The organism is Bradyrhizobium sp. McL0615, assembly GCF_049993905.1.
Lineage (GTDB): Bacteria > Pseudomonadota > Alphaproteobacteria > Rhizobiales > Xanthobacteraceae > Bradyrhizobium.
Genome location: NZ_CP188254.1, coordinates 3,452,509 through 3,477,997, shown reverse-complemented (window position 1 = coordinate 3,477,997; position 25,489 = coordinate 3,452,509). Strand labels below are relative to the sequence as shown.

Sequence of the window (25,489 nt, the reverse complement as noted above, 5' to 3'; positions counted from 1 at the left end):
GAGATGCTCAATAGCGGATCCTCGGATCGACCAGGGTGTAGGTGACATCGACCATCAGGTTGACGAGCACGTAGAGGAAGCTGAACAGCAGCACGATGCCTTGGATGACCGGGTAATCGCGGCGCAGGATCGCATCGATCGTCAGCCGGCCGAGGCCCGGAATGGCAAACACGCTTTCGGTCACCACCGCGCCGCCGATCAGTAGCGCGATACCGATACCAATCACCGTCACGATCGGAACGGCGGCGTTTTTCAACGCGTGAACGAACAGGATGTTGCGCTGCCCGAGGCCTTTGGCGCGGGCGGTGCGGACATAATCCTGCTGCAGGACCTCGAGCATGGAGGCCCGGGTGATGCGCGCAATCAGCGCGATGTATACCGAGCCGAGCGCGAGCGCGGGAAGAATGAGGTTCTGCAGCCATGGCCAAACGCCCGCCTTCAGCGGCGTGTAGCCCTGCACGGGAAGCCATTCGAACTGCAGCGCGAACACATAGGCAAGGACGTATCCGACGACAAAGACGGGAAGCGAGAAGGCGAACACGGCGAACGCCATGATGGTGCGGTCCACCCAGCTTCCTGCCTTCCACGCCGCCACTACGCCGAGCGGCACCGCGACAAGGATGGTCAGGACGAGCGTAATCGCCATCAGCGAGAACGTCGGCTCGATGCGCTGCGCGATCATCGCGGAGACCGGCATGTTGGTGAAGATCGAGGTGCCGAGATCGCCATGCACGATGTTCCAGAGCCAGCTGCCGAACTGGACCAAAAACGGCCGGTCGAGACCGAGGCCCTGGCGTATCCGCTCGACGTCGGCGGGGCTCGCCTGGTCGCCTGCGATCACCGCGGCCGGATCGCCCGGCGCGATGTACAGCAGGCTGAAGACGAACAGCGCGACGATCCCCATGACGGGCAACGTCGAGAGAATGCGCCGGAGGATATACGAAACCATGTGGGTTTACTGCGCCGTCATGCGGTCTTCGATACGCCCCAGAAGAACGGCAGTGGTCCCTTGGCGATACCGGAGACGTTCTTGCGCCACGCCGTGTAGCTCAGGAAGAAGCCGGTCGGTGCATAGACGACATCCTCAAGCGCCGCCTTGTTGAGGCGCTTCACCGCGGCCTTCTCCTCATCGAGGTTCTTGGCATCAAACCATGCCGTGACTTCCTTTTCCACGGCCTCGCTCGTGGGCCAGCCAAACCACGCCTTGTCGCCAGTGCCACGAACAGCGTTGTAGACCGCCGGATTGACGCAATCCGCGCCCGCATGCCAGGTGTGAAACATCCCCCAGCCGCCCTGGCCCGGCGGCGTTTTCTGGGCGCGGCGGGAACCGACCGTGCCCCAATCGGTCGCGACGAAATCGACGTTCATGCCCATCTGCTTCAGCAGATCGGCGGTGACATCGCCCTGCGCCTTGGTGATCGGTTGGTCCTGCGCCACGACGCAGGTGACCGGCTGGCCTGAATAGCTGCTCTCGGCCAGCAACTTCTTTGCCGCTGCGAGATCGCGTTTGCCTTTGAGGATCTCGCCGCCCTCTTCCGTGTAGAGCGGCGTATCCGGCGTGAAGAAGCCCGGCAGCGGCTTCCAGAGCGCGGTATCGTCGCCGACCAGCGCGCGCATGTAGTCTTCCTGGCTCAGCGCCGTGAGTACGGCACGTCGCACCTTCACATCGTTGAAGGGCGGATGCAGATGGTTCATCCGGAACGAACCGATGTTGCCGAGCGGATCGGCGATGTCGACCTCGATGTTGCGGTTCTTCTTCAGCGACGGCACCAGATCGGTAATCGGGCTCTCCCACCAATCGACCTCACCATTCTGAAGTGCTGCCGCAGCCGTGGCAGGATCCGGGATCACCACCCATTCGATGCGGTCGACCAGCATCTGCTTGCCGCCGGCGAGCCAGGACGCCTTCTCCTGACGCGGCGTGTAATCGGCAAATTTCTCGAACACGGCCTTGGCGCCGGGCACCCATTCGCTCTTTGCGAATTTCATGGGCCCCGAGCCGATATATTCCGGGATCTGCTTGAACGGGTCGGTCTGGGCGATGCGCTCCGGCATGATGAACGCGCAAGGCGTGCTGTTCTTGCCCAACGCCAGCAGCATCTTCGGATAGGGCGATTTCAGCGCCCATTTGAAGGTCCGGTCATCGACGGCGGTCAGTTCGTTCTGGATCGCCTTGAGCATCAGGCCCATGGGATCGCGCGCCGACCAGCGTGTCAGGCTCGCCACCACGTCCTTAGCTAGCACCGGCTCGCCGTCGTGGAACTTGAGCCCCGGCCGGAGCCGGAAGGTCCAGACCAGGCCGTCGTCGGACACCTCCTCGGACTCGACCATCTGGCGCTGCGGCTGCAATGTGGCGTCGAGGCCGTAAAGGGTGTCCCACACCAGCGCAGCCGCGTTGCGCACGACATACTGGGTCCCCCAGATCGGATCGAAATTCGCGAGATTGGCCTGCGGCACGAACTTCAGCGTGCGCGCCGCGGCGCCTTGGGAAAGCGCCGGCATCGAAAGGCCGCCGGTCGCCGCCAGGCTGCCTACCCCGGCCAATCCCTTCAACACAGTCCTGCGATCCATGGAGCTCTCCCTGTTTTCGGGTTGTCATGGCGGGTCCGGCCAATGGCCGGAGGTTCGACGCCACGCGGGGTGAAACGGGCCAGTCAAACCGATGCCAATCAGTCTCCTTTTGCTTGCAAGCGGTATGCCAGCACGGCCGGCGCATCCATCGGCTCTGCCTAACCCGCGAGCTGCTTGAATTTCGGCGATTCCTTCGGGTGCCACCAACGCCCGGCAATGACGACGCCCTCGGAGACGATCTTGCGGTCGCCGATCAGGTGCTCGCCGACGGCGTCGACATAGTCGAACTGGCCTTGCGGAATCGAGATGAGGGTGGCGTCCCCAACGCTGCCCGGCTTGAGGCTGCCGAGCTCGGGGCGTCGCAGCGCCATCGCCGCATTGACCGTGGAAGCCGCGACGACATCGCGGAGCGGCATGCCCATACACAGGAACTTGGACATGGTCGTCACCTGATCAAAGGCCGGCCCGTCGATGCACAGGGCGTGGACATCAGAGGAAATGGTGTCGGGATAGAAGCCGTTAGCAAGCATCGCGCGTGCAGTCTTGAAGGCGAATGAGCCTTTACCGTGGCCGATGTCGAACAACACGCCGCGTTCGCGCGCCTCCAGCACCACCCGCTTCACCGTACCCTGGGCGGTGGTGGGCGTATTGGGAAATGGCCGGAACGCGTGCGTGAGGACGTCGCCGGGCCGCAGGCGGGCGAGCACCTCCTCGTAGCTCGGTGGCGGATGGTCGATATGCGCCATCAGCGGCATGCCGACTTCTTCGGCGACCTCCAGCGCGATGTCGAGCGGCACGATCCCCGAGGTGCCCGAGGCGTGAAGCCCCACCCGCACCTTGATGCCGACGATGAGGTCGCGGTTGGCATCTGCAACGGCGACCGCGTCGATCGGATTCATCAGCCGCATCTCCTCGCTCTCGCCGACCATGACCCGATGCGAGAAGCCGTAGATGCCGGCGTGGGAGACGTGCAGATAGGCCAGGATGCGGACCTGGCTCGGCTCGATGACGTGCTTGCGGAAGCCGGCGAAATTGCCCGGGCCGGCGCTACCGGTGTCGACCGCGGTGGTGACGCCGGAGGTGCGGCAGAACTCCTCGGCGTCGATGCCGAGCGAGGTGCCGCCCCAATAGACGTGAGTGTGCAGATCGATCAGGCCAGGCGTGACGATGTAGTCAGATACGTCCCGCACATCGGTTCCGGGATCGGCCTTGAGCTCGCTTCCGATCACGGCCACCTTGCCGCCAGCAAAGGCGATATCCGTCACGGCATCGAGCTTCTGGGAAGGGTCGATCACCCGGCCGCCGCGCAGGATCAAATCGAACGGCATTGTGGTCTCCTGATATGAGGGAAGCAGCGCGAGTGCGCCTCGCCTATCCACTGAAGCGCGCGCACCGACGAGCCGTCAACCATTGAAGGCCGCCTGGGCTTCCGGCAAATCCAGATTTTGCCGATTGCCGCTGACGCCGCCGACACTATCGTGGTCTTCGCCGTGAATGTGGCGGCCTGCATCGATCAACGCACGCCCGTCGACAATGACCCGATCGATGTTGGCGAGGATTTAGAAACGGGTGATGCACCTCGCGAGCAGTTACTCTTTCAAGCAATGTCCATGCCTTGCGGATGCACCGCTCATGCCGCAGCGACCAGTTGCCGTGCGTTTGATCACTTGCGCGGTGATCAGGGCGCAGCACAAAGAATGTCACCGCGCTTCAACTCAGCGACGTCCCTCAAACAAGCAGTCTTTGGTCGTTTGCGCGAATTTTGAGCGGGGATTGTTCAAAAATGCTGCGCGCCTGCCCGTTGACGCCTTCATTTTCAGGTCTCAAAATCAAAAACCTAGTTCCATTTTCCGGAACTGACTGGAAAGCCCGTTCAAGACCATGAGCGCCCTCGACAACGCCATTGAAATCCTGCGCTGCTTCGCGCCGCATCAGCCGGAGATCAGCAATGCCGACGTGATCCGACTCACCGGCAAGCCGAAGAGCTCGACGTCACGGCTGCTGCGTCAACTCAGGGAATGTGGGCTACTGGAGCAGGACGCCTCGACCCGCCGCTATCGGCCGGGCCTGCTGGTGTTCGAACTCGGCCGGCTGCATCGGACACAAAACGACTTTGTGGCCCTCGCCGAGCAGCGGCTGCGTGCGGTCTGCGCCAAGACCGGCCATACCGGCTACATCGCCGTGCTTGACGGCGCCGAACAGGTCGTGCTGCGCGTCGTCGCCGGATCCAATCCGCTTCAGGTGGTGACGCCACCCGGCGTACGGGCGCCGGCGTTCGCGACATCCAATGGACGGGCCATGCTTGCGCGCCTGAACGATGCAGACATTCGCGCCCGCATGCCAAAGCCGTTGCCTGCCATCTCGCCGTCTGCGCCGCGGAATCTGACGGCGCTGATGGCGCGTATCGCCGAAATCCGCCGCACCGGCTATTCCGAAGCCAGCAATGAATCCTTGCCGGGCGTAGGCTCGCTGGGCTTCGCGATCACCCGTCGCGACACCAATGAAACGATCGGGGTCGCCGTATCCTATCCGAGCCAGCTGACCTCGGCTGAAGAGCGCGCAAAACTTTGGCAAGCCCTGCGCGAGATGGCGGTCGACCTCGGCCGGCTGTTCGATGATCCAATATGGATCGCGCTGGATGGCGCTACACCCCTGCGCAAGGCCGCAGCCAGATGAATGCGGTTCGCACGGGCATCACGCCTATTGCCTGGCTGATTGCGCCGAGCGCGCTGCTGTTCGCCTTGTTCTTCTTCCTGCCGATGGGACTGATGGCCATGATCAGCCTGCTCACCGGCAATCCGGTCGTGCAGCCGAACGTCGATTTCACGACCAAGTACTATCGGAGGATTCTCGACGACAGCTATTATTTCGAGGTGATCTGGACCACAATCCGGATTGGTCTGCTCACCACGCTTTCGGCGTTGCTGATCGGCTACCCGCTGGCGCACTGGATGGCGCGCATCCGTGGCCGCACCGCCTATGCCATGCTGATGATGGCGGTATTGACGCCGATGCTGACGGGCATCGTCGTCCGCACCTTTGCCTGGATGGCGCTGTTGTCGGACAAGGGCGCGATCAACCAGGCCCTGATCGGCCTCGGGCTGATCTCGAAGCCGCTGCCGCTGATGTACAACGAATTCAGCATCGTGCTGGGCCTGACGCACATCTACGTGCCCTACATGGTTCTGACCCTGGTCGGCGTTATCGGGCGGATCGACGAGCGGCTGGAGCATGCGGCGCAGAATCTCGGCGCCTCGCCGCTCCGCGCTTTCCTTGAAGTGACGCTGCCCCTGAGCCTGCCCGGCATCCTGGCCGGCTCGCTGCTGGTCTTTGCGCTGGCCATCAGCGCCTATGTCACCCCGATCCTGATGGGTGGCTTCCAGATCATGACGCTCCCCATGCTGATCTACCAGCAGATCTCCTCGAGCTTCAATGTCGGCTTTGCCGCGGCGCTCGGCATGGTGCTGCTGAGCATCTCGCTGGTTCTGGTCATCGCCTATAACCGCATCCTCGGACTGGTCTCCGGCCAGCGCGATCTGCAGTGAGGCCGCCGATGATCACCGCACCATCCACTCCTCGCCCCACCCTTCGTCTTGGCCGCTTCTTCTATCTGGCCCTCAATGTTGCGGTCGTGGTTTTCCTGCTGGCGCCAATCGCCATCGTCTTCGTGTTCGCCCTCAACCCTACCCCCTATATCCAGTTTCCGCCGGTCGGTGTTTCATTGCGCTGGTTCGAAAAATTCTTCGCCTCGCGCGATTTCATGAATGCCTTGTGGCTGAGCCTTGAGGTTGCCGCGATGACGACCATCGCCGCGACCCTGTTCGGCGCCAGCGCCGCCCTCGCCTTGGCACGCGGCGGGCTGCCCGGCTCACGCGTCATCACCGCGATCATGCTGTCTCCGCTGATGCTGCCGGCGATCCTGACCGGCCTTGCGCTATTCCAGTCCTACGTCCTGCTGGATGTCGGCCGGCCGCTCTGGGGGCTGGTGCTCGGCCATACGCTAGTGTCGATCCCCTATGTGGTGCGCACGACGCTGGCGGTCCTGCAAAACTTCGATACCCGCCTGGAAGAAGCTGCGTGCAACCTCGGCGCCGGTCCCCTGCGCACCTATTTCGAGGTGACGCTGCCGTTGACCAAGCCCGGTGTCATGGCGGGAGCCGTGTTCGCCTTCATCGTCTCCTTCGACCAGTTTCCGGTATCCCTGTTCCTGGTCTCCCCGGGCCGCGAGACGCTGCCGATCACGTTGTTCAACTATCTGAAGTTCGATCTCGACGGAACGATCGGGGCCGCTTCGGTGGTTTCGATCCTGCTCGCCGTGCTGGTCGTCTTCGGGCTCGATGGCACGGTCGGGCTCAGGTCCTACGCAAAGCTATGACTGTCATTCCCACAGAGAGGATCATCGCATGACCCGCCTGCCGCTGAGCCGACGTCAGTTCCTCGCCACCAGCGCCGCCGCCGGCTTCGGCGTGATCGCTGCTCCCCACATCGCCCGCGCCGACGCCGCGACGCTGCGCATCACCGGCTGGGGCGGCAAATGGGGACAGACCATGTCGAGCGAACTGATCCCCGCCTTCGAAAAGGAATTCAAGTGCAAGGTGGAGACGGACTCGGCCTTTCCATACCTGCCCAAGCTCCAGGCAAGCCCGCGCTCGGCGCCGGTCTATGACGTGCTGCACACCAATTCCAACGAGCAATGGGCTGCGCTGGAAATGGGGATCGTCGAAGCCAAGATCGATGCCAAACAAGTGCCGAATATCGCCGATGTCTATCCGTACGCCGTCAGCGACAAGATGGTCGGCGTCTGCATCTTTACGAGCGCCATCGGCCTCGGCATGCGCACCGACAAGGGCTACGGCCAGGTCTCGTCCTGGAAGGACCTGTGGGACCGCGCCTATGACGGCGTGCGCGGCGGCTATGTCATTCCGGTCAACAGCCTCGGCCAGGCCTTCCTGATGATGAGCGGCGCGCTCTTTGGCAAGGGGATGACCGATCTCGACGCCGCCTATGCGGCGATGGAAAAGCTGAAGCCGATCAAGCTCGTCGACTTCACCGGCACCATGGAAAAGATGATCCTTTCAGGCGAAGTGGGCCTGGCGGTGATCCATGATTCTGGCATCCTGCGCTATGACGGTCAGAACAAGCCGACTACCTTCGTCGCGCCGTCCGAGGGCATTCTCTCGCTTGAGCAGGTTCTCACGCTCACGCCCGGCACCAAGGTTCGCGAACTCGCCAACGCCTATGTGAACTACATGCTGCGCCCGAACGTGCAGAAAACGCTGGCCGAGGCGGTCTGGTATTCACCTGCCAACAGCAAGGTGAAGCTCGACGACAAGTACAACGAAAAACTCCTGACCACGCCGGAGAAGGTCGCCAAGCTGATCCAGCCCGACTGGAAATGGTACAACGCGCGCAAGGACGAGATCGATTCCCGCGTCAACCGCATTTTCCGCGCATGAGCGCCCGTATCGACATTGTCGGCGTCACCAAAACCTATGATGGCAACACGCGCGCGGTCGATGCCGTCGATATGAGCATTCGGGAGGGAGAGTTCTTCTCGCTGCTGGGCCCCTCCGGCTGCGGCAAGACGACGACACTGCGCATGATCGCCGGCTTCGAGACACCCACCCAAGGCGTCATCGAGGTCGGTGGGGCCGATGTCACCCATGTGCCGGCGCACAAGCGCGACATGGGGATGGTATTCCAGAACTATGCCCTGTTTCCGCATCGCACCGTCGGTGAAAACGTTGCCTTCGGTTTGCGCATGCGCGGCATGGAGCGCGCCACCATTGCCCGCAAGGTCGCCGATGCGCTGGCGCAGGTGGAACTCGTCGGATACGAGGATCGCCGTCCCGGCCAGCTCTCCGGAGGCCAGCAGCAGCGCGTCGCCCTCGCCCGCGCCATCGTGATCGAACCGAGGGTGCTGCTTTGCGACGAGCCGCTCGGCGCCCTCGACAAGAAGCTGCGGCAGGCGATGCAGTTCGAGCTGAAGCAGTTGCAGCGCAAACTCGGTCTGACCATGGTCTTCGTCACCCACGACCAGGAGGAAGCCCTCGCGATGTCCGATCGGATCGCCGTGATGAATGCCGGCAAGGTCGAGCAGATCGGCGCGCCTTCCGATATTTACGACCGGCCGAGCACGCGCTTCGTCGCCGATTTCATCGGTGACACCAACCTGTTCCGTGGCGAGGTGATCCGCGACGGCGGGGGCAATTCCCTCTTGCAGGTCGACAACGGCCTGTCGATCGAGCTTGCCCTCTCGCCTGAGGCAACCGGCGCGGTCTCGATCGCGCTTCGGCCGGAAAAGATCAGCCTGGCCACCTCACCCGCGCGAACCGGGCACGGCCTCGACGGTGTCGTCGAGAGCGCCAATTTCCAGGGCGGCTCGGTGCTTTACCGCATCGAGACGGCTGGCGGCAGGCGCGTACTCGCACAACAACCGAACAATGGCTCGCATGAGCTGTTTCAAGCCGGCGCCGCCGTGGCGCTGCGCTGGAAACCATCCGACATCGTGATCTTGAGGGATTGATATCATGCAACAACAACGCATGGGTGTGGTCGTCATCGGCCAGAGCCCGCGACCTTCCGTCGTAAACGAAATTGCGGCGGTGCTATCACCCGGGCTGGAAATCGATCTGCGCGGCGCACTCGACGGCATGACGCGCGCCGAGATCGACGCTATTCCGCCGCGCGACGGCCACGACGCGCTGTTCACGCTGCTGCCGAACGGCGACAGCGTCACCATCAGCAAGAAGGCGGTCGAGGCGCGGGCCGCGATCCAGATCGAGAATTTTGCACGCGAAGGCGTCAAGGTCGCCATGCTCGCCTGCACCGGTAAATTTCCCAATCTCGCGCCTGACGGTCTGGTGATCCTGCCCTCGGCCGTGCTGCACCATATGGTCGAGGCGGTTTTCCCGAAGGGACGCCTCGGCGTCTTCTCGCCGCTGCCGGAGCAGACCGCGCTGATCGCCGGAAAATGGCAGCGGCCAGAGGTCGAAGTTGTCGGCGTGACGTTGCGGCCGGGTTCCGATGCCGAGACCGTCGACGAGGCAGCACGGAAAATGTCGGCCCTGTCGCCGGACCTCGTCGTGATGGATTGCATGAGCTACACGCGCGCGAACAAGGCGCGCGTGCGCCTGAGCTATGGCGGGCCGGTGATCCTCGCCATCGCCGCCGCCGCACGTGCCGTCGAGGAGCTGGTCGCATGAATGAGCCGGTTCTCACTGAAATTACGCTAGAGGATATCGAATCGCTTGCCGTCGGCGCCTGGATCCTCGGCACCGGTGGCGGCGGCAGCCCCTATCTGGGCCTGCTCAACCTGCGCCGGCTCTACGCGGAAGGCTACCGCGTGCAGTTGATGTCGCCGCTGGATCTGGAGGATGACGATCGTGTCGCTGTCGTCTCCAACATGGGGGCGCCGCTGATCGGTCAGGAACGCCTGGCCGACAGCCGCAACATCGCCCGCGCGGTCGAGATGCAGGAGGAATTCGGCGGCTTCAAATTCCGCGCCGTAATGTCGGTCGAGATCGGCGGTGGCAACGGCACGCAGGCGCTGATGGCCGCCGCCCATCTCAATATACCCGTCGTCGATGCCGACTGCATGGGCCGCGCCTTCCCCGAGGCGCAGATGACATCGGTGGCGATCGGCGGGCTACGGCCTTATCCCTGCACGCTGTACGATCCGCGCGGCATCGAGGCGATCGTCACGAAGGTACCGAGCTGGAAATGGATGGAGCGGGCAAGCCGCAAGATCTGCGTCGAAATGGGCTCGATCGCCTCGACCAGCAAGGCACCCCGCACCGGCCGCGAGGTGAAGGATTGGGGCATCCACTTCACGACAACAGCGGCGATCCGGATCGGCCGGCTGGTGCGCGAAGCCAATCGCCTGCATACCGATCCGATCGCAGCCCTGCTCGAAAGCGAAGGTGGCAAGCGGCTCTTCACCGGCAAGGTGGTCGATGTCGCCCGCCGTACGACGGAAGGCTTTCTGCGCGGCTCTGTCGCGATCGAGGGCATCGATGACGACCGCGGCTCGCGGCTGGAACTGTCGTTCCAGAACGAGTGGATCGTCGCCTGGCGCGAAGGCAAGGCGGTGGCGATGTCACCAGACCTGATCTGCGTGCTCGAGAGCGTCTCCGGCCATGCGGTCGGCACCGAAACGGTCCGCTACGGTCAGCGTGTCACCGTGGTGGCACTGCCCGCTCCCGCCGTCCTGACCAGCCCGCGCGGGCTCGAATTCGTCGGCCCCCGCGCCTTTGGCTACGACCTGGATTTCCGTTCCGTCTTCGAAGACCGCGCTGGCGCTGGAGTGTAAATTGATGCGACGCATTGGAATTGACGTCGGCGGCACCAATACCGACGCCGTGCTGCTGGATGGCGACAAGGTGGTTTTCGCCGTCAAACGTCCCACAACAAAGGATGTGACATCCGGCATTCTTGACGCGCTGAAGGCGTTGCGCACCGATCCCGCCGCGCGGGGCCCGGTCGACGCGGTGGTGATCGGAACCACGCACTTCATCAACGCCGTGGTGCAACGCCGGAATTTGATGAAGGTCGCCGCGATCCGGATCGGCATGCCGGCCAGCGCTTCGCTGCCGCCATTCTGCGATTGGCCGCAGGACCTCGCCGAAGGCGTGCGTGGCGAGATCTTCATGCTCGAAGGCGGCCACGATTACGACGGCCGGCCGATCGTGCCGTTCGACACCGCCGGCATGCGCGCCGCCGCACGGCGCATCGCCGATCTCGGCCTGCGCTCGGTGGCCGTCTCGTCGATCTTCTCGCCGCTTGATCCAAGCTGCGAGATTGCAGCCCGCGATATCCTGCAGGAGATCTGCCCGGACGTCGCCGTGACCCTGTCGCATGATCTGGGGCGGATCGGCCTGCTCGAACGCGAGAACGCAGCGCTTCTCAATGCCGTACTGCACGACCTCGCCGTCGAAACCGTGGCCGCCTTCCGCAAGGCGACCGCCGAAAGCGGTATCGACGCGCCCTTGTTCCTCACCCAGAACGACGGCACGGTGATGCAGGCCGAAACGGCCATCGCCTTCCCCGTGATGAGCTTTGCCTCCGGCGCGACCAACTCCATGCGTGGCGCGGCGCATCTGTCCGGACTCAACGACGCGCTGGTCGTGGATGTCGGCGGCACAACAAGCGATATCGGCCAATTGCGCCATGGATTTCCGCGCGAGGCCAATGCGGTCGTCGAGGTCGGCGGCGTGCGTACGCTGTTCCGCATGCCGGACCTGCTGTCGATCGGTCTCGGCGGCGGCAGCCACATCGATCCGGGGTCGGCAAGGGTTGGCCCGCTCAGCGTCGGCTACCGTCTGACGCAGGACGCGCTTGTCTTCGGCGGCACACAGTTGACCGCTACCGATATCGCGGTCGCCGCCGGACTGCTCGATGTTGGCGATCGTTCCCGCACAGCGTCGATCTCGAAGGACATGATCGCCGCGGCGCTCGCCGACGCCACGCAGCAGCTCGAGGAAAATATCGACCGCATGAAAACCGAGGCCGGTGACGCGCCGCTGATTGCCGTCGGCGGCGGCGCCTTCCTGGTGCCCGAAACGCTGGCCGGCGTTTCGCAGATCATCCGGGTCCCCTTCGGCGATTGCGCCAATGCTGTGGGCGCCGCGATTGCCCGCGTCAGCGGCGAGGCCGATCAGGTCTTCCGCGATCTCACGCGCGACGAAGCCATTGCCGCGGCGCTGGAAATCGCCGAACGCAAGGCCATCAACGCCGGCGCCGATCCCCGCAGCCTGAAGACGATCGAGATCGAGGACATGCCGATCGCCTATCTGCCAGGCAATTCCCTGCGCGTCCGCGTCCGGGTTGCCGGCGCGCTCGACCGGATCGAGGCCAGCCGGGAGGTCGCATAAGCGACGGCCGCTTTTGCGGCCCGCCTCTATGCCTCGTTCAAAGCCTGCGCGATGTCTGCGATCAAGTCAGACGGGTGCTCGATGCCGATCGACAGCCGGATCGTGGAGTCGAGGACGCCGATCTTTTGGCGGATGTCGGCCGGAACGCCCGAGTGGGTCATGGTGGCCGGCAGGCTGGCAAGCGACTCCGTGCCGCCCAGGCTCACCGCCAGCTTGAAGATTTGCAGCGCATTCAGAAATCGCGACGCCGCCTCCTGGCCGCCGACGATGTCGAACGAAAACGTGGAGCCCGCACCAAGGCATTGTCTCGCGAACAGGCGCCCGGCATTGGAGGCTTCGTCGTGATGCGCGAGGTAGTGAACCCTCGCCACCTTGTCGTGGTCGCGCAAATAATCCGCCACGAGCCGCGCATTCTGGTCCGCCTTTTCCATTCGCAAGCTCAGCGTTTCGAGCGAGCGGCCGAGCATCCAGCAGGAATGAGGATCCAGCTGGGTGCCGATCGCGCCTCGCAACGCCTTGATGTCCTTCATGAGCGCCTTTGAGCCGAGCGCGGCGCCGGCGATCAGGTCAGAATGGCCGCCGACATATTTGGTCAGCGAGTACAACGAGATATCCGCGCCATGTTCGATCGGCCGCTGGAACACCGGCCCGAGCAACGTATTGTCGCAGGCGACGATCGGCACATGGTCCTGCGCCTCGCCGATGTTGTCGGCGATGCGGCGGACCATCGCGATATCGACGAGACCGTTGGTGGGATTTGCCGGGGTTTCGATCAGAATCATCGCAACCCGCCCCTTGCGCATGGCGTCGTCGCCGGCCTGCTCGACAGCGGCTTCGTCGATGCCGTCGGCAAAGCTCACCGCGCTGATCGAGAAGCCGGCAAGCGTTTTCGCAAGCAGGGTTTCGGTGCCGCCGTAGAGCGGCTGCGAATGCAGGATCACGTCGCCGGGCCGTACGAAGGCGAGAATCGTGGTCGCGATCGCCGACATCCCGGACGAGAACAGCGCACAGGACTCGGCGCGTTCATAGACAGCGAGCCGGTCTTCGACAATCTCGCTGTTGGGATGATTGAAACGCGAATAGACCAGGCCCGCGCCCATCCCCTCGGGCGGCTCGCGCCGCCCCGCGACGTAATCGAAGAAGTCCTGCCCGTCTTCGGCGGTCCTGAAGACGAAGGTCGACGTCAGGAACACCGGCGGCTTGACGGCACCTTCCGATAGTTGCGGATCGTAACCGTAGTTCAGCATCAGCGTTTCGGGATGCAGCACGTGGTTGCCGATGTGGGTCTTTGACGGAAACGGTTTCACCATGGCCTCTCTCGCTGTCTTGAGGGAACATCGATCCCGGCCCGCGCCATCGGCGGAACAAGTCTTCCGGTGCGTTATAACGCCAGACTGGGCAGATCGAGCCCGTTGGCGCGGGCACAATCTATCGCACTTTCGTAGCCCGCATCGGCATGACGCATGACCCCGGTCGCCGGATCGTTCCAAAGCACCCGCTCGATACGGCGGGCAGCCTCCGGGGTTCCGTCGGCGACAATCACCATGCCGGCGTGCTGCGAATAGCCGATCCCAACGCCGCCACCGTGATGCAGCGAGACCCACGTAGCCCCGCTGGCACAGTTGAGCAACGCATTGATGAGCGGCCAGTCGGATACCGCGTCCGATCCGTCGCGCATCGCTTCGGTTTCGCGGTTTGGGCTCGCCACCGAGCCACTGTCGAGATGATCGCGACCGATCACGATCGGCGCCTTCAGTTCGCCGTGCGCCACCATTTCGTTGAACGCCAGACCCAGCCGGTGCCGATCGCCAAGGCCGACCCAGCAGATCCGAGCCGGCAGCCCCTGGAACTTGATCCGCGCTCGGGCCATGTCGAGCCAGTTATGAAGATGCTTGTTGTCCGGCATCAGCTCCTTGACCTTGGCGTCCGTGCGGAAAATATCCTCGGGATCGCCCGAGAGCGCCGCCCACCGGAATGGACCTATGCCGCGGCAGAACAGCGGACGGATGTAGGCCGGAACGAAGCCCGGGAAGTCGAACGCGTTTTTCAGTCCCATGTCCTTCGCCATCTGGCGAATATTGTTGCCGTAGTCGAGCGTCGGAATGCCTTGGGCATGAAAATCCAGCATGGCCTGGACGTGGCCGACCATGGAGGTCTTGGCCGCCGCTTCAACCGCTTTCGGATCGGCGCTGCGTTTTGACTCCCACTCGGCAAGCGTCCATCCCTTCGGCAGATAACCGTTGATCGGATCGTGTGCGCTGGTCTGGTCGGTAACGATGTCAGGCCTCACGCCACGGCGCACCAGTTCGGGAAAAATATCGGCGGCATTGCCGAGCAGGCCGACCGAGACCGGCTTCCCGCTCTGCGCCGCCTCCGCCATGATCGCAAGAGCTTCGTCCAGCGTACCAGCCTGCCGGTCGAGATAGCCGGTGCGCAGCCGCATCTCGATGCGGCTCGGCTGGCACTCGATCGCGAGCATCGACGCGCCGGCCATCGTCGCGGCCAGCGGTTGGGCCCCGCCCATGCCGCCGAGCCCTGCCGTCAAAATCCACTTGCCCGCCAGGCTGCCGCCGTAATGACGCCGGCCGACCTCGACGAACGTTTCATAGGTCCCCTGCACGATGCCCTGGCTGCCGATGTAGATCCACGATCCGGCCGTCATCTGGCCGAACATCATCAACCCCTGCCTGTCCAGCTCGTTGAAGTGGTCGAGCGTCGCCCAGTGCGGCACCAGGTTTGAATTCGCGATCAGCACGCGTGGCGCATCGGGGTGGGTCCGGAAAATGCCGACCGGCTTGCCTGACTGCACCACCAGCGTCTGGTCGCCCTCGAGTTTGCGCAGCGAGGCCACGATCCGATCAAAACTCTCCCAATCGCGGGCGGCGCGGCCGATGCCGCCATAGACGACGAGTTCGCTCGGCCGTTCGGCGACATCAGGATCGAGATTGTTCATCAGCATTCGCAAGGGCGCTTCCGTCAACCAGCTCTTGGCGCTGATCTCCGGCCCGTGCGGCGACCGGATCGTACGGTCGTTGTCCAGTCGGCGGTTCATGACAGGTGACCTCTTTCGGCAAGGTTTGGAAATGGATTATTGGTGAGCGCCGACATCGCGGCAGCCGGCAGTGCGCCGGCGGCAACCAGCGCCGTTGCCTTTGCGAGATCGTCGGCCATGTAGCGATCGCCGCCGAGCGCCGGCACCTGCTCGCGCAAAACCGCAATGACCGCCGCAAGCGCAGGGCTGGTCGTATGCGGTGCGCGCAGGGTGATGCCTTGTGCCGCAACCAGCAACTCGATGCCGAGAATGGCGGCAAGATTGTCCGCCATGTCGGACAAACGGCGCGCGGCGTGCGCGGCCATCGACACGTGGTCTTCCTGGTTGGCGCTGGTCGGCGTCGAATCGATCGAGCAGGCCGCGGCGCGCTGCTTGTTCTCGGCATAGAGGGCTGCGGCCGTCACTTCGGCGATCATAAAACCGGAGTTGAGGCCGGGATCGGGGGTCAGGAATGGCGGTAGGCCAAAATTCAACGCAGGATCGACGAGGGTCGCGATGCGCCGCTCGCTGATCGCACCGATCTCGGACAACGCCAATGCGATCTGGTCGGCGGCGAACGCGACAGGCTCGGCGTGAAAATTTCCGCCCGAGACGATCTCGCCGCTCTCAACCAACACCAGCGGATTGTCCGTGACGGCGTTGGCCTCGACCGTCAGGGTGCGGGCGGCTTGCATCAACAGGTCAAGTGCGGCGCCGGCCACCTGGGGCTGACAGCGCAGACAGTAGGGATCCTGCACGCGCTCGTCGCCTTCGAGATGCGACATGCGGATATCGCTGCCATCGAGCAGCGCTGTAAGCGTTGCGCCGGCCGCGATCTGCCCGGCATGCCCCCGCAATTGCTGGATCTCCGGACGGAACGGCGCCGTCGAAGCCATCGCCGCGTCGACCGACAAGGCACCCGTCACCAGCGTCGCACACAGAAGGCCATGGGCGCGCAACAACCCGGAAATGGCATAGGCCGTCGAAAACTGCGTACCGTTGATCAAAGCGAGGCCTTCCTTCGGGCCGAGGGTCATCGGCACAAGATCAACCGCGGCCAGTGCATCGCGGCCCGGCACCGTCTTGCCGTCAACGAGCGCCTGCCCCTCGCCGATCATGACGGCGGTCATATGGGCCAGCGGCGCCAGATCGCCGGACGCCCCGACCGATCCCTGCTGCGGCACCAGCGGACAAATGCCTCGCGTCAACATGGCCTGAAGCTGCTCGATGATTTCGCGGCGAATGCCCGAAGCGCCTCGCCCCAACGAGACGATCTTCAGCGCCATCATCAGGCGAACGATCGGTTCGGGCGTCGGTGACCCTACCCCGCAGCAATGCGACACAATGAGGTTGCGCTGGAGCTGCGTCGTCTGATCCGGCGGAATGCGCTTCGACGCCAGTTTTCCGAACCCTGTATTGATGCCGTAAACTGGCGCTTCCGCACCCGCGGCCTTCGCAACAATGGCCGATGCCGCCTCGACGCGCGGCCAGAACGATGGATCGAGCACGACGGCCGCGCCGGCAAGCACCTGCGCCAGTTCGTCGAGGCTGACCGCTCCGGGTGAAACGACAATGGAGGCGGCCCTGCCGTTCATTGCCCCCTCCACACCCGGCGGTGAAGCGGATTGAAACCCATCCGGTAGATCAGCTCGGCGGCCCGGTCGATATCCCAGATCGCGAGATCGCAATATTTGCCGGCCTCGAGCGTGCCCGTCTCATCGAGAATGCCCAGCGCACGCGCCCCTTCCCGCGTCACGCCGGCAAGGCATTCGGCAACATTCATCCGGAACAGCGTCGCGCCCATATTCATCGCCAGTAGAAGCGACGTCAGCGGCGAACTGCCGGGATTGCAGTCGGTCGCCAGCGCCATGTTCACGCCATGGGCACGGAACAACTCGACCGGCGGCTTGGTCGTTTCGCGAATGAAATAGAACGCACCCGGCAGCAGCACGGCGACAGTGCCCGCCCGCGCCATGGCCGCGACTCCGGCCTCGTCGGTGTGTTCGAGGTGATCGGCAGACAAGGCAGAGAATTCCGAAGCAAGCGCCGCGCCGCCGAGGTTCGACAATTGATCCGCATGCAATTTGACCGGCAGTCCAAGCGCCCTTGCCGCGCGAAACACCCGCGCCGTTTGATCGCCCGAGAAAGCGATGCCTTCCATGAAAGCGTCGACGGCGTCTGCAAGGCCGGCCTGCGCCACGGCCGGAAGCATCTCGTGGCAAACCAGGTCGATGTATCGATCCTTGTCGCCATCGGCTTCGGGCGGCAATGCATGCGCGCCAAGAAACGACGTCCGGATGCGGACCGGCCGGTTGCGACCCAGCGCGCGCGCCGCTGACAACTGCCGCATCTCGGTTTCCGTATTGAGCCCATAGCCGGATTTAATTTCGACCGTGGTCACGCCCTCACCGATCAGGGCGTCAAGCCGTGGCAGCGCGCCGGCAACGAGTTCAGCCTCGCTGGAGCCCCGTGTCGCCGCGACCGTCGAGACAATGCCGCCGCCCGCGCGCGCGATCTCTTCGTAGCTTGCTCCCTTTAGCCGCAGCTCGAACTCGTGGGCGCGGTTTCCGCCGAAAACCAGATGGGTATGACAATCGACCAGTCCGGGCGTGATCCACCGCCCCTCGCAATCGATCCGTTCGGCCGCATCGGCGTCAGATGGAAAGTCCGAAGAGTCGCCCGCAAAGGCGATGCGGCCATCCCGCGCGGCAATCACGCCACGCTCGATCACGCCGAGGTCGGGCAGATCCCCCCGAACGGTGGCGAGCCGGGCATTATGCCAGATTCGATCAAAGCGCTCGGCCATAAGCATTTCCCTCAAGGGCGGAAGCTTGACGGAGGTATATGTCTATACATATTATCGCGCCGGTGTTCTGTCCAGCCGGTTTGGAAAACATGTCCACTCTGCATTTCGCCTCAGCGCTGCTTCCCTCCGGGTGGGCTGACGATGTGCAGGTGGTGGTGACCGATGGAACCATCACAAAGGTGACGGCCGGCGCGGCGCCGCAGCCCGGCGACGAACGGCACCAACTCGCCATCCCGGGAATAGCGAGCCTGCATAGTCACGCGTTCCAGCGCGGCATGGCTGGTCTCGCCGAAATCCGCGGCGATACCGCAGATACGTTCTGGACATGGCGCGAGACGATGTATCGTTTCGCACTGGAGATGACTCCCGAAGACGCGGAAGCCGTCGCAACGCTGCTCTATGTCGAGATGCTCGAGCAAGGTTTTACGCGCGTCGGGGAATTCCACTATCTCCATCACGACCACGATGGCACGCTCTATGCCAATCCTTCCGAGATGGCGACACGAATTGTGCGCGCCGCCGACGTCACCGGCATCGGCCTTACACTGCTGCCGAGTTTTTACGCGCACAGCTCCTTTGGCGGAGCCGCACCGCACGCCGGCCAGCGCCGGTTCATCTGCTCGGTCGACCAGTTTGCCAAGCTGATCGCCGCGACAGAAATGGCCGTCCGCGACTTGCCCGGGGCCAATATCGGTATCGCCCCGCACAGCCTGCGCGCCGTGACGCCGGACGAATTGGCGGCAATCGTGCCGTTCGCCGCAGGCGGGCCGATTCATATCCACGCCGCCGAACAGATCAGGGAAGTCGAGGAATGCCTCGCATGGTCGGGCCGGCGGCCGGTTGAGTGGTTGCTCGAACATGCGCCCGTCGATCGGCGCTGGTGCCTGATCCATGCGACCCATACCACCGCGACGGAGATATCAGCGCTTGCCAGGAGCGGCGCCGTCGCAGGCCTCTGCCCGATTACCGAAGCAAGCCTCGGCGACGGCATTTTCCCGACCCGCGAATTTCTCGACGCCGGCGGCCGGTTCGGCATCGGCACGGATTCCAATGTCCTGGTCGGCGTCGCCGATGAACTGCGTCAGCTCGAATATGGCCAGCGGTTAAAACACCGGGAGCGCAATGTATTGTCCGGCGGCCCCGGCATTTCGACCGGCCGTGCGCTATTCGACACGGCGCTGGCCGGCGGCGCCCAGGCACTCGCGCAGCCGATCGCCGGACTCCAACCCGGTGCACGCGCAGATATCGTCACCCTCGACACCACGCATCCCTCGTTGGCCGGGCGTCGCGGAGATGCCGTTCTGGATGGCTGGATTTTCGCAGCCGGCGCAGGCGCCGTTGCATGTGTTTGGGCGGGCGGAAACAAGGTCGTCGAGGGTGGCCGCCACCGGCTCCGCCAGAGGGCGCGCGACGCATTCAATTCAACCGTGCGAAGGCTCGTGGCATGAGCCTCTCAATCGATCGCGACAAATTCCAGGCCGCCGACAAGCCGACGCTGTACAAGCAGATCCGACTCGACATCGAGCGCCGCATCCTGACCGGTGAATGGCCGCCGGGTCATCGGATCCCGTTCGAGCACCAGTTGATGACGCGGTATGGCTGCTCACGAATGACTGTGAGCAAGGCGCTGTCGGAGCTGGCGCAAGCCGATCTCATCGAGCGGCGGCGGCGAGCCGGCACATTTGTGCGCCGTCCCAAATTCCTGTCGGCCGTCCTGACAATTCCAGACATCCGCGCCGAGATTACAGCACTCGGCCGCAGCTACGGCTATCAGTTGATCCGAAGCTCGCGCCGGGCAGCCAACGCCGCCGACCGTGAACGCCTTGGGGTACGGAAGACCGGCAAGGTGATCGCGATCTCATGCCGCCACAGCGCCGATGGCGTACCGTTCGCGATCGAGGACAGGCTGATCGATCTCGACGCCGTGCCCGAAGCCGCCGCGGCGGATTTCGCGATCGAACCGCCCGGCACGTGGCTGCTCCACCATGTTCCGTGGACGGAGGCCGAACATTCGATCAGCGCGATCGTGGCTGACGAGCAGACCGCCGAGGCACTGGACATTGCGATCGGCGCCCCCTGCCTCGTGATCGACCGACACACCTGGCGCAGCGCACGAACGCTGACCGCCGTGCGCCTCGTCTATCCCGGCGAGTCCCACAAACTGGTCGCCCGCTTCAAGGGCGGTTGAGTGGAACATCAATGCGCGTAAAGTCCGGCACAGTTTATGCAACATCGCTTATGCAGCAGAAAATTTACAAAGCAGGATCGCCCGCGCGGGCGTGAACAGACGAACAAGACGCAATCCGTGAACCAGTAAAGGGATACAGCCATGCTTAATTATAGAATATTCGCCCTAACCGCCGCTCTCCTTGTGTCCGCGCCAGCCGTCGCACAAGACGTGAAAGTCGCTATCGGCATCTCGGGATGGACCGGTTTTGCGCCGCTGACGCTCGCCAACCAGGCCGGCATCTTCAAGAAGAACGGCCTCGACGTGACGATCAAGAAGATCCCGCAGAAGGACCGCCATCTGGCCGTTGCATCAGGCGACATCCAGTGTGCGGCGACCACCGTCGAAACCTGGATATCCTGGAATGCCAACGGTGTTGCGACCAAGCAGATCTTCCAGCTCGACAAGAGCTACGGCGCCGACGGCATGGCCACGCGAAACGACGTCGCGGCGATCAAGGACCTGAAGGGCAAGACGGTCGCTGCGTCCGCACCGGGCACAGCGCCCTATTTCACGCTGGCCTGGATGCTCAAGAAGAACGGTCTCTCGGTCAAGGACGTGACCGTGGTGAACCTCGAGCCGGCCGCGGCCGCGCAGGCATTCGTGGCCGGCCAGAACGATGCAGCCATGACGTATGAGCCTTATCTCTCGACGGTGCGTGCTGCGCCGGACAAGGGCAAGATCATCGCCACCACGCTCGACTACCCGATGATCATGGACACGTTCGGCTGCACGCCGAAATTCCTGACCGAAAACCCGAAAGCCGCGAAGGCGCTCGCCGACAGCTATTTCGAGGCGGTCGCCCTGATCGAAAAGGACCAGGCCAAATCCTACGAGATCATGGGCTCCGACGTAAAACAGTCCGGCGAACAGTTCGGCAATTCGGCAAAATACCTGCGCTGGCAGGACAAGGCCGCGAACCAAAAGTTCTTCGCGGGCGAATTCCAGACCTTCACCAAGGAAGCCGCAGACTTGTTGCTCGAGATCGGCATCATCAAATCGATTCCGAAAATCGACGACCTCGTTGACACGAGCTTCATCCAATAGGTTCGTTCGGCGCTGCACGGCCTCGCTTCCACACCCGTGGATGCGGGGCTGCCCCCTGTCAGCGCTCCCGCTTTGAGGAACATGCCCCGTGATGCGCCCCCTTGATCCCGTGACGTCGAAGCAGCGCGCAGCCTACGGCTTTGCGTTCTTCGTCCTGTTCGTCGCCCTCTGGGCATGGGCGACTTTTGGCGGCTACGTGTCAAAGACGTTTCTCGCCAACCCGCTGACCATGCTGCAGGAGGGCATTGAGCTCCTCACCAAGCACGGCTTCCTGTTCGACATCGGCATGACGATCTGGCGGGTCATCGGCGGCTTCGTACTGGCGGCCATCATCGCGGTGCCGCTCGGCGTGCTGATGGGCGCCTACAAGCCGGTCGAAGCTTTTCTCGAACCCTTCGTCTCGTTCGCCCGCTACCTGCCGGCCTCGGCCTTCATCCCGCTGTTGATCCTGTGGGCTGGCATCGGCGAACTGCAGAAGCTGCTGGTCATTTTCATCGGCTCGGTATTCCAGATCATCCTGATGATCGCGGTGAATGTCGGCAACACAAGGCGCGACCTCGTGGAAGCCGCCTACACGCTGGGCGCCGGCGACAGCGGCATCATCCGCCGCGTGCTGCTGCCCTCCTCCGCCCCCGAGATCGCGGAAATCCTCCGGCTCGTGCTGGGTTGGGCGTGGACCTATGTCATCGTCGCCGAACTGATCGGTTCATCGTCCGGCATCGGCCACATGATCACCGACAGCCAGGCGCTGCTCAACACCGGCCAGATCATCTTCGGCATTATCGTCATCGGCCTGATCGGGCTGGTGTCGGACTTCCTGTTCAAAGCCTTCAACGCCTGGCTGTTTCCGTGGAGATTGGCGTGACCGAGCTGAGGATCGATCAGGTCTCCCGCATTTTCCCTGCGCGCCAGGGCAATGCGCCGACGCGGGCGCTGGAACCGACCAATCTCAGCGTCGGCAACAACGACTTCGTCACCATCCTCGGCCCATCGGGCTGCGGAAAATCCACGCTGCTCCGGATCATCGCAGGCCTTGACCGGCCGACCAGCGGCCGCGTCATCCTGGACGGGCAAGAGGTCACAGGACCCGGCGCCGATCGCGGCATGGTGTTTCAATCCTACACGCTGTTCCCGTGGCTGACGGTGCGCGAAAACATCGCGTTCGGCCTGCGCGAGCGCGGGGTTTCCGAGGCGGATCGCGGCAGGATCGCCGATGGATTCATCCAGCGGGTTGGCCTGTCCGGATTCGAGAACCATTGGCCCAAGCAGCTCTCCGGCGGCATGCAGCAACGGACGGCGATCGCCCGCGCCCTTGCCAACGATCCCAAGATCCTGCTGCTCGACGAGCCGTTCGGGGCGCTGGATAATCAGACCCGCGTGCTGATGCAGGAAATGCTGCTCGGCATCTGGGAACGCGAGCAGAAGACCGTCCTGTTCGTCACCCATGATATCGAGGAGGCGATTTTCCTCGGCAGCCGCGTCATCGTCATGAGCGCCCGTCCCGGCCGCATCAAGGCCGAGATCGCGATCGATCTGCCCCACCCGCGATCCTACAAGATCAAGACCGCGCCTGAATTCGTCACGCTGAAGGAACGTCTCGTCGAGGAGATCCGTGCCGAAGCATTGAAGGTTGCGGTTGATGCGTAAATAGCTTTCCGGTGCTCCAACGAGGCAAGCACGACCACGGGGTCACCATCGAAGTCCGCGGCGGCCGCTGCATCTGAGCGAGATGCCCACGACGTGATCACCGCCGGCACTCGCACTCGTCAGCCGTGATAGATCGAAATGGTCTTGGTCGTTGCAAAGCCGTAGAGCGCTTCAAAGCCTTTCTCGCGGCCGTGGCCCGAACGCTTGACGCCGCCGAACGGCAACTCGATTCCGCCGCCGGCGCCGTAGTTGTTGATGAAGACCTGTCCCGACTGAATGGCGCGCGCCAGGCGGAATTGCCGGCTGCCATCGCGGGTCCAGATTCCACAGACAAGGCCAAAGGGCGTGCCGTTCGCCAGATCGATCGCCTGCTGCTCGCCGTCGAACGGCATGATGACCTGCACCGGCCCGAAGATCTCCTCCTGCACCAGGCGGTGGCTGGGCGAAACGTCGCGGATCAGCGTCGGCGTGACATAGGCGCCGCCGGCAGGCGCGTCGGGCACGATCGTACCCTGTGCGGCGAGACGCGCGCCGTCACGCTCGGCCAGGCCGATATAGCCTTCGACGATTTCCTTCTGCCGGCGCGAGACCATGGGGCCGACATCCAGATCGGACAACGCGGGCCCGACCTTCAGCTTTCGGTAGGCATCGGCCATGCGTGCGGCGACCTCCTCATAGATCGACCGCTCGACCAGGATCCGCGACGAAGCGGAGCAGGTCTGGCCTGCGTTCTGGATGCCCGCCATCACCAAAAACGGCAGGGCCCGATCGAGATCGGCATCGGCAAAGACCAGCTGGGGCGACTTGCCGCCAAGCTCCAGCGTGACCGGCACCGCATTCCGCGCGGCGGCCGCCTGCACCAACGCGCCGGTCGCGACCGAACCCGTGAAGGAAATGTGGTTGATGCCGGGATGGCCGGACAACACGGCACCCGCCTCCTCGCCGGTCCCGGTGACAAGGTTGAACGCGCCGTGCGGCAATCCCGCCTCCTCCGCAATGCGGGCAAACTCGATCACCGTGAGGCAGGCTTCCTCCGCCGGTTTCACGACAGCGGCATTGCCCATGGCAAGGGCCGCACCGAGACTGCGTCCGATGATCTGCATCGGATAGTTCCAGGGAATGATATGGGCGGTCACGCCGTGAGGCTCATAAAGCGTGATGGCCGTGAATCCCGTCCGGTAAGGGATGGTGTCGCCGTGAACCTTGTCGGCGGCAGCGCCGTAGAATTCGAAATAGCGCGCCAGCGCCTCGACGTCGGCCCGCGCCTGCTTGAGCGGCTTGCCGACGTCCCGTGCTTCGAGCTCCGCCAGCAGATCGATATTCTTCAGGACCCCCTCGCCGATCCGATGCAGGATGCGGCCACGGTCGGTCGCCGACATGCGTCCCCAGTCGCCGGCCAGCGCCGCGCGGGCCGCCTGGACCGCGCGCTCGACATCCTCGCTGCCGCCGCGGGCAATGTCGGCAAGATGCGAACCGTCCGACGGATCCAGGATCGCGAGACGACGTCCATCGGCAGCATCGACCCAGCGGCCGGCGATGTAGTTGCGATAGGTCCGTTCGGATTTCGACAAGATGCGCTCCATAGTTTGGTCCTGCTGCAAGTCGTGCAGGACGCTTCTATCAGGTTCGTTTCCACCAAATTCGTTTTTGCGTCCATCAGAAATGCAAGCCACGTTCCGACGCGCAAGCGCTGCCTCGCGGATCGCTTCGCTCCGCGTCGGGTGAGCCCGATGGCGCCGGCGATGTCCTCGCGCACCGCCCCCATTTCATTGGCAAGTGCCAGCGACCACGTCAATTCCGAAACTCCCGCCCCCACCGCACGTGCCTCCGGCATCAGGTGATCGCCGGCCCGCGCGAAGATCCACACGAACCGTCATCATCCATCTGCGTCAGAGCCAAAGCATCGTGCGAAGGTAACAGGCAGGGACGTTCACAGCACCGCGCCGTCAGCTTTGACCGGCGCTCGTTCCGACGATCTCGACCGAGCGGAGAGCGGGATGTCGTGCGAAGCGAGAGCAGAGAACCGCTGGATCGTGGTCCGGCCTTGCGTCGACGCCGAAGTCGATGGCCGCCCCGCCTTCCACATCAACCATCATCCGGAATTCGACCATCCGCAATCCAAAGCGCTGCACATCGGCCAGAAGCTGGGACGCCGCGGCAAGCGAGTCCGTGGCAATGGCCCTGAAGACGACGGATGAAGCGCGACAGGCGGCGGACGGCATTTGCTGATCTCCTTGAACAGGACTGTATCGCCGAGTCAGCAGGTGAATTTCCCGATATCTTATGTG

Annotated in this window: 23 protein-coding genes and 1 pseudogene; 14 read left to right on the top strand and 10 right to left on the bottom strand. The window is 63.7% G+C overall.

Translation table 11 applies throughout. From position 1 onward, the window contains the following. Positions 1-7 precede the first annotated feature (7 nt). From ACPPVP_RS16450 to ACPPVP_RS16440, 3 genes are all read right to left on the bottom strand, one after another. Positions 8-949 carry an ABC transporter permease gene (locus ACPPVP_RS16450; protein WP_426536037.1) on the bottom strand — a complete coding sequence of 314 codons (942 nt, stop codon included), beginning with the start codon at positions 947-949 and terminating at the stop codon, positions 8-10. A 17-nt stretch (positions 950-966) separates the two neighbouring features. Further along, positions 967-2,571 carry an ABC transporter substrate-binding protein gene (locus ACPPVP_RS16445; protein WP_426536035.1) on the bottom strand — a complete coding sequence of 535 codons (1,605 nt, stop codon included), beginning with the start codon at positions 2,569-2,571 and terminating at the stop codon, positions 967-969. A 158-nt stretch (positions 2,572-2,729) separates the two neighbouring features. Continuing rightward, positions 2,730-3,899 (bottom strand): amidohydrolase/deacetylase family metallohydrolase, encoded by a 1,170-nt coding sequence (locus ACPPVP_RS16440; RefSeq protein WP_426536033.1) that lies wholly within the window; start codon positions 3,897-3,899, stop codon positions 2,730-2,732. 117 nt (positions 3,900-4,016) lie between these two features. Between ACPPVP_RS16440 and ACPPVP_RS16435 the strand changes: the two genes are divergently transcribed. From ACPPVP_RS16435 to ACPPVP_RS16395, 9 genes are all read left to right on the top strand, one after another. Further along, complete coding sequence (locus tag ACPPVP_RS16435) at positions 4,017-4,337, top strand: hypothetical protein (protein ID WP_426536031.1); 321 nt, start codon at positions 4,017-4,019, stop codon at positions 4,335-4,337. Positions 4,338-4,452: 115 nt separating this feature from the next. Beyond that, positions 4,453-5,247, top strand: a complete 795-nt coding sequence (locus ACPPVP_RS16430) for an IclR family transcriptional regulator (protein WP_426536029.1) — start codon at positions 4,453-4,455, stop codon at positions 5,245-5,247. Further along, positions 5,244-6,116, top strand: coding sequence for an ABC transporter permease (locus tag ACPPVP_RS16425; protein WP_426537891.1), 873 nt, complete (start codon positions 5,244-5,246; stop codon positions 6,114-6,116). The genes ACPPVP_RS16430 and ACPPVP_RS16425 overlap by 4 nt, the downstream gene beginning before the upstream one ends. A gap of 8 nt (positions 6,117-6,124) precedes the next feature. Next, positions 6,125-6,946, top strand: a complete 822-nt coding sequence (locus tag ACPPVP_RS16420; RefSeq protein WP_426536027.1) for an ABC transporter permease — start codon at positions 6,125-6,127, stop codon at positions 6,944-6,946. Between the two features lie 28 nt (positions 6,947-6,974). Then, positions 6,975-8,027 carry an ABC transporter substrate-binding protein gene (locus ACPPVP_RS16415; RefSeq protein WP_426536025.1) on the top strand — a complete coding sequence of 351 codons (1,053 nt, stop codon included), beginning with the start codon at positions 6,975-6,977 and terminating at the stop codon, positions 8,025-8,027. Continuing rightward, positions 8,024-9,097: an ABC transporter ATP-binding protein gene (locus ACPPVP_RS16410; protein WP_426536023.1), complete on the top strand. Its 1,074-nt coding sequence runs from the start codon at positions 8,024-8,026 to the stop codon at positions 9,095-9,097. The genes ACPPVP_RS16415 and ACPPVP_RS16410 overlap by 4 nt, the downstream gene beginning before the upstream one ends. Positions 9,098-9,101: 4 nt before the next feature. Then, entirely contained in the window at positions 9,102-9,776 is a 675-nt protein-coding gene (locus ACPPVP_RS16405; protein WP_426536021.1) for an AroM family protein, read from the top strand. Further along, entirely contained in the window at positions 9,773-10,882 is a 1,110-nt protein-coding gene (locus ACPPVP_RS16400) for a DUF917 domain-containing protein (RefSeq protein ID WP_426536019.1), read from the top strand. Before ACPPVP_RS16405 ends, ACPPVP_RS16400 begins: the two co-directional genes overlap by 4 nt. Positions 10,883-10,886: 4 nt before the next feature. Then, on the top strand, positions 10,887-12,443 hold the full coding sequence (locus tag ACPPVP_RS16395; protein ID WP_426536017.1) for a hydantoinase/oxoprolinase N-terminal domain-containing protein: 1,557 nt from the start codon (positions 10,887-10,889) through the stop codon (positions 12,441-12,443). Between the two features lie 26 nt (positions 12,444-12,469). Here ACPPVP_RS16395 and ACPPVP_RS16390 read toward each other — a convergent pair whose 3' ends face one another. The 4 genes from ACPPVP_RS16390 to hutI form a co-directional block, all read right to left on the bottom strand. After that, the gene (locus ACPPVP_RS16390; protein ID WP_426536015.1) at positions 12,470-13,753 is read right to left on the bottom strand and encodes a cystathionine gamma-synthase family protein; all 1,284 of its coding nucleotides are present in this window, start codon (positions 13,751-13,753) and stop codon (positions 12,470-12,472) included. A 71-nt stretch (positions 13,754-13,824) separates the two neighbouring features. Next, positions 13,825-15,495, bottom strand: coding sequence for a urocanate hydratase (hutU, locus tag ACPPVP_RS16385; protein ID WP_426536013.1), 1,671 nt, complete (start codon positions 15,493-15,495; stop codon positions 13,825-13,827). Continuing rightward, positions 15,492-17,069, bottom strand: a complete 1,578-nt coding sequence (gene hutH / locus ACPPVP_RS16380) for a histidine ammonia-lyase (protein ID WP_426536011.1) — start codon at positions 17,067-17,069, stop codon at positions 15,492-15,494. Before hutH ends, hutU begins: the two co-directional genes overlap by 4 nt. After that, positions 17,066-18,280, bottom strand: coding sequence for an imidazolonepropionase (hutI, locus tag ACPPVP_RS16375; RefSeq protein ID WP_426536009.1), 1,215 nt, complete (start codon positions 18,278-18,280; stop codon positions 17,066-17,068). Before hutI ends, hutH begins: the two co-directional genes overlap by 4 nt. A gap of 89 nt (positions 18,281-18,369) precedes the next feature. On the opposite strand from hutI, the gene ACPPVP_RS16370 reads away from it, so the two are divergent. The 5 genes from ACPPVP_RS16370 (at position 18,370) to ACPPVP_RS16350 (ending at position 23,201) form a co-directional block, all read left to right on the top strand. Beyond that, positions 18,370-19,728, top strand: coding sequence for a formimidoylglutamate deiminase (locus tag ACPPVP_RS16370; RefSeq protein ID WP_426536007.1), 1,359 nt, complete (start codon positions 18,370-18,372; stop codon positions 19,726-19,728). Then, positions 19,725-20,468, top strand: a complete 744-nt coding sequence (hutC, locus tag ACPPVP_RS16365) for a histidine utilization repressor (RefSeq protein ID WP_426536005.1) — start codon at positions 19,725-19,727, stop codon at positions 20,466-20,468. The genes ACPPVP_RS16370 and hutC overlap by 4 nt, the downstream gene beginning before the upstream one ends. Before the next feature lie 141 nt (positions 20,469-20,609). Continuing rightward, a complete protein-coding gene (locus ACPPVP_RS16360) occupies positions 20,610-21,554 on the top strand; it encodes an ABC transporter substrate-binding protein (RefSeq protein WP_426536003.1) in 945 nt (314 codons plus the stop codon). A gap of 91 nt (positions 21,555-21,645) precedes the next feature. Next, positions 21,646-22,419, top strand: a complete 774-nt coding sequence (locus ACPPVP_RS16355) for an ABC transporter permease (protein WP_426537889.1) — start codon at positions 21,646-21,648, stop codon at positions 22,417-22,419. Continuing rightward, entirely contained in the window at positions 22,416-23,201 is a 786-nt protein-coding gene (locus tag ACPPVP_RS16350) for an ABC transporter ATP-binding protein (RefSeq protein ID WP_426536001.1), read from the top strand. Before ACPPVP_RS16355 ends, ACPPVP_RS16350 begins: the two co-directional genes overlap by 4 nt. 119 nt (positions 23,202-23,320) lie before the next feature. Here the strand turns inward: ACPPVP_RS16350 and ACPPVP_RS16345 are convergent, their stop codons facing one another. From ACPPVP_RS16345 to ACPPVP_RS16335, 3 genes and pseudogenes are all read right to left on the bottom strand, one after another. Next, the gene (locus tag ACPPVP_RS16345) at positions 23,321-24,772 is read right to left on the bottom strand and encodes an aldehyde dehydrogenase family protein (RefSeq protein ID WP_426535999.1); all 1,452 of its coding nucleotides are present in this window, start codon (positions 24,770-24,772) and stop codon (positions 23,321-23,323) included. Positions 24,773-24,889: 117 nt separating this feature from the next. After that, positions 24,890-25,071 (bottom strand): annotated as a pseudogene (locus ACPPVP_RS16340) (dihydrolipoyl dehydrogenase); the annotation flags it as partial. Positions 25,072-25,147: 76 nt separating this feature from the next. Continuing rightward, entirely contained in the window at positions 25,148-25,423 is a 276-nt protein-coding gene (locus ACPPVP_RS16335; RefSeq protein WP_426535997.1) for a hypothetical protein, read from the bottom strand. Positions 25,424-25,489: the final 66 nt, after the last annotated feature.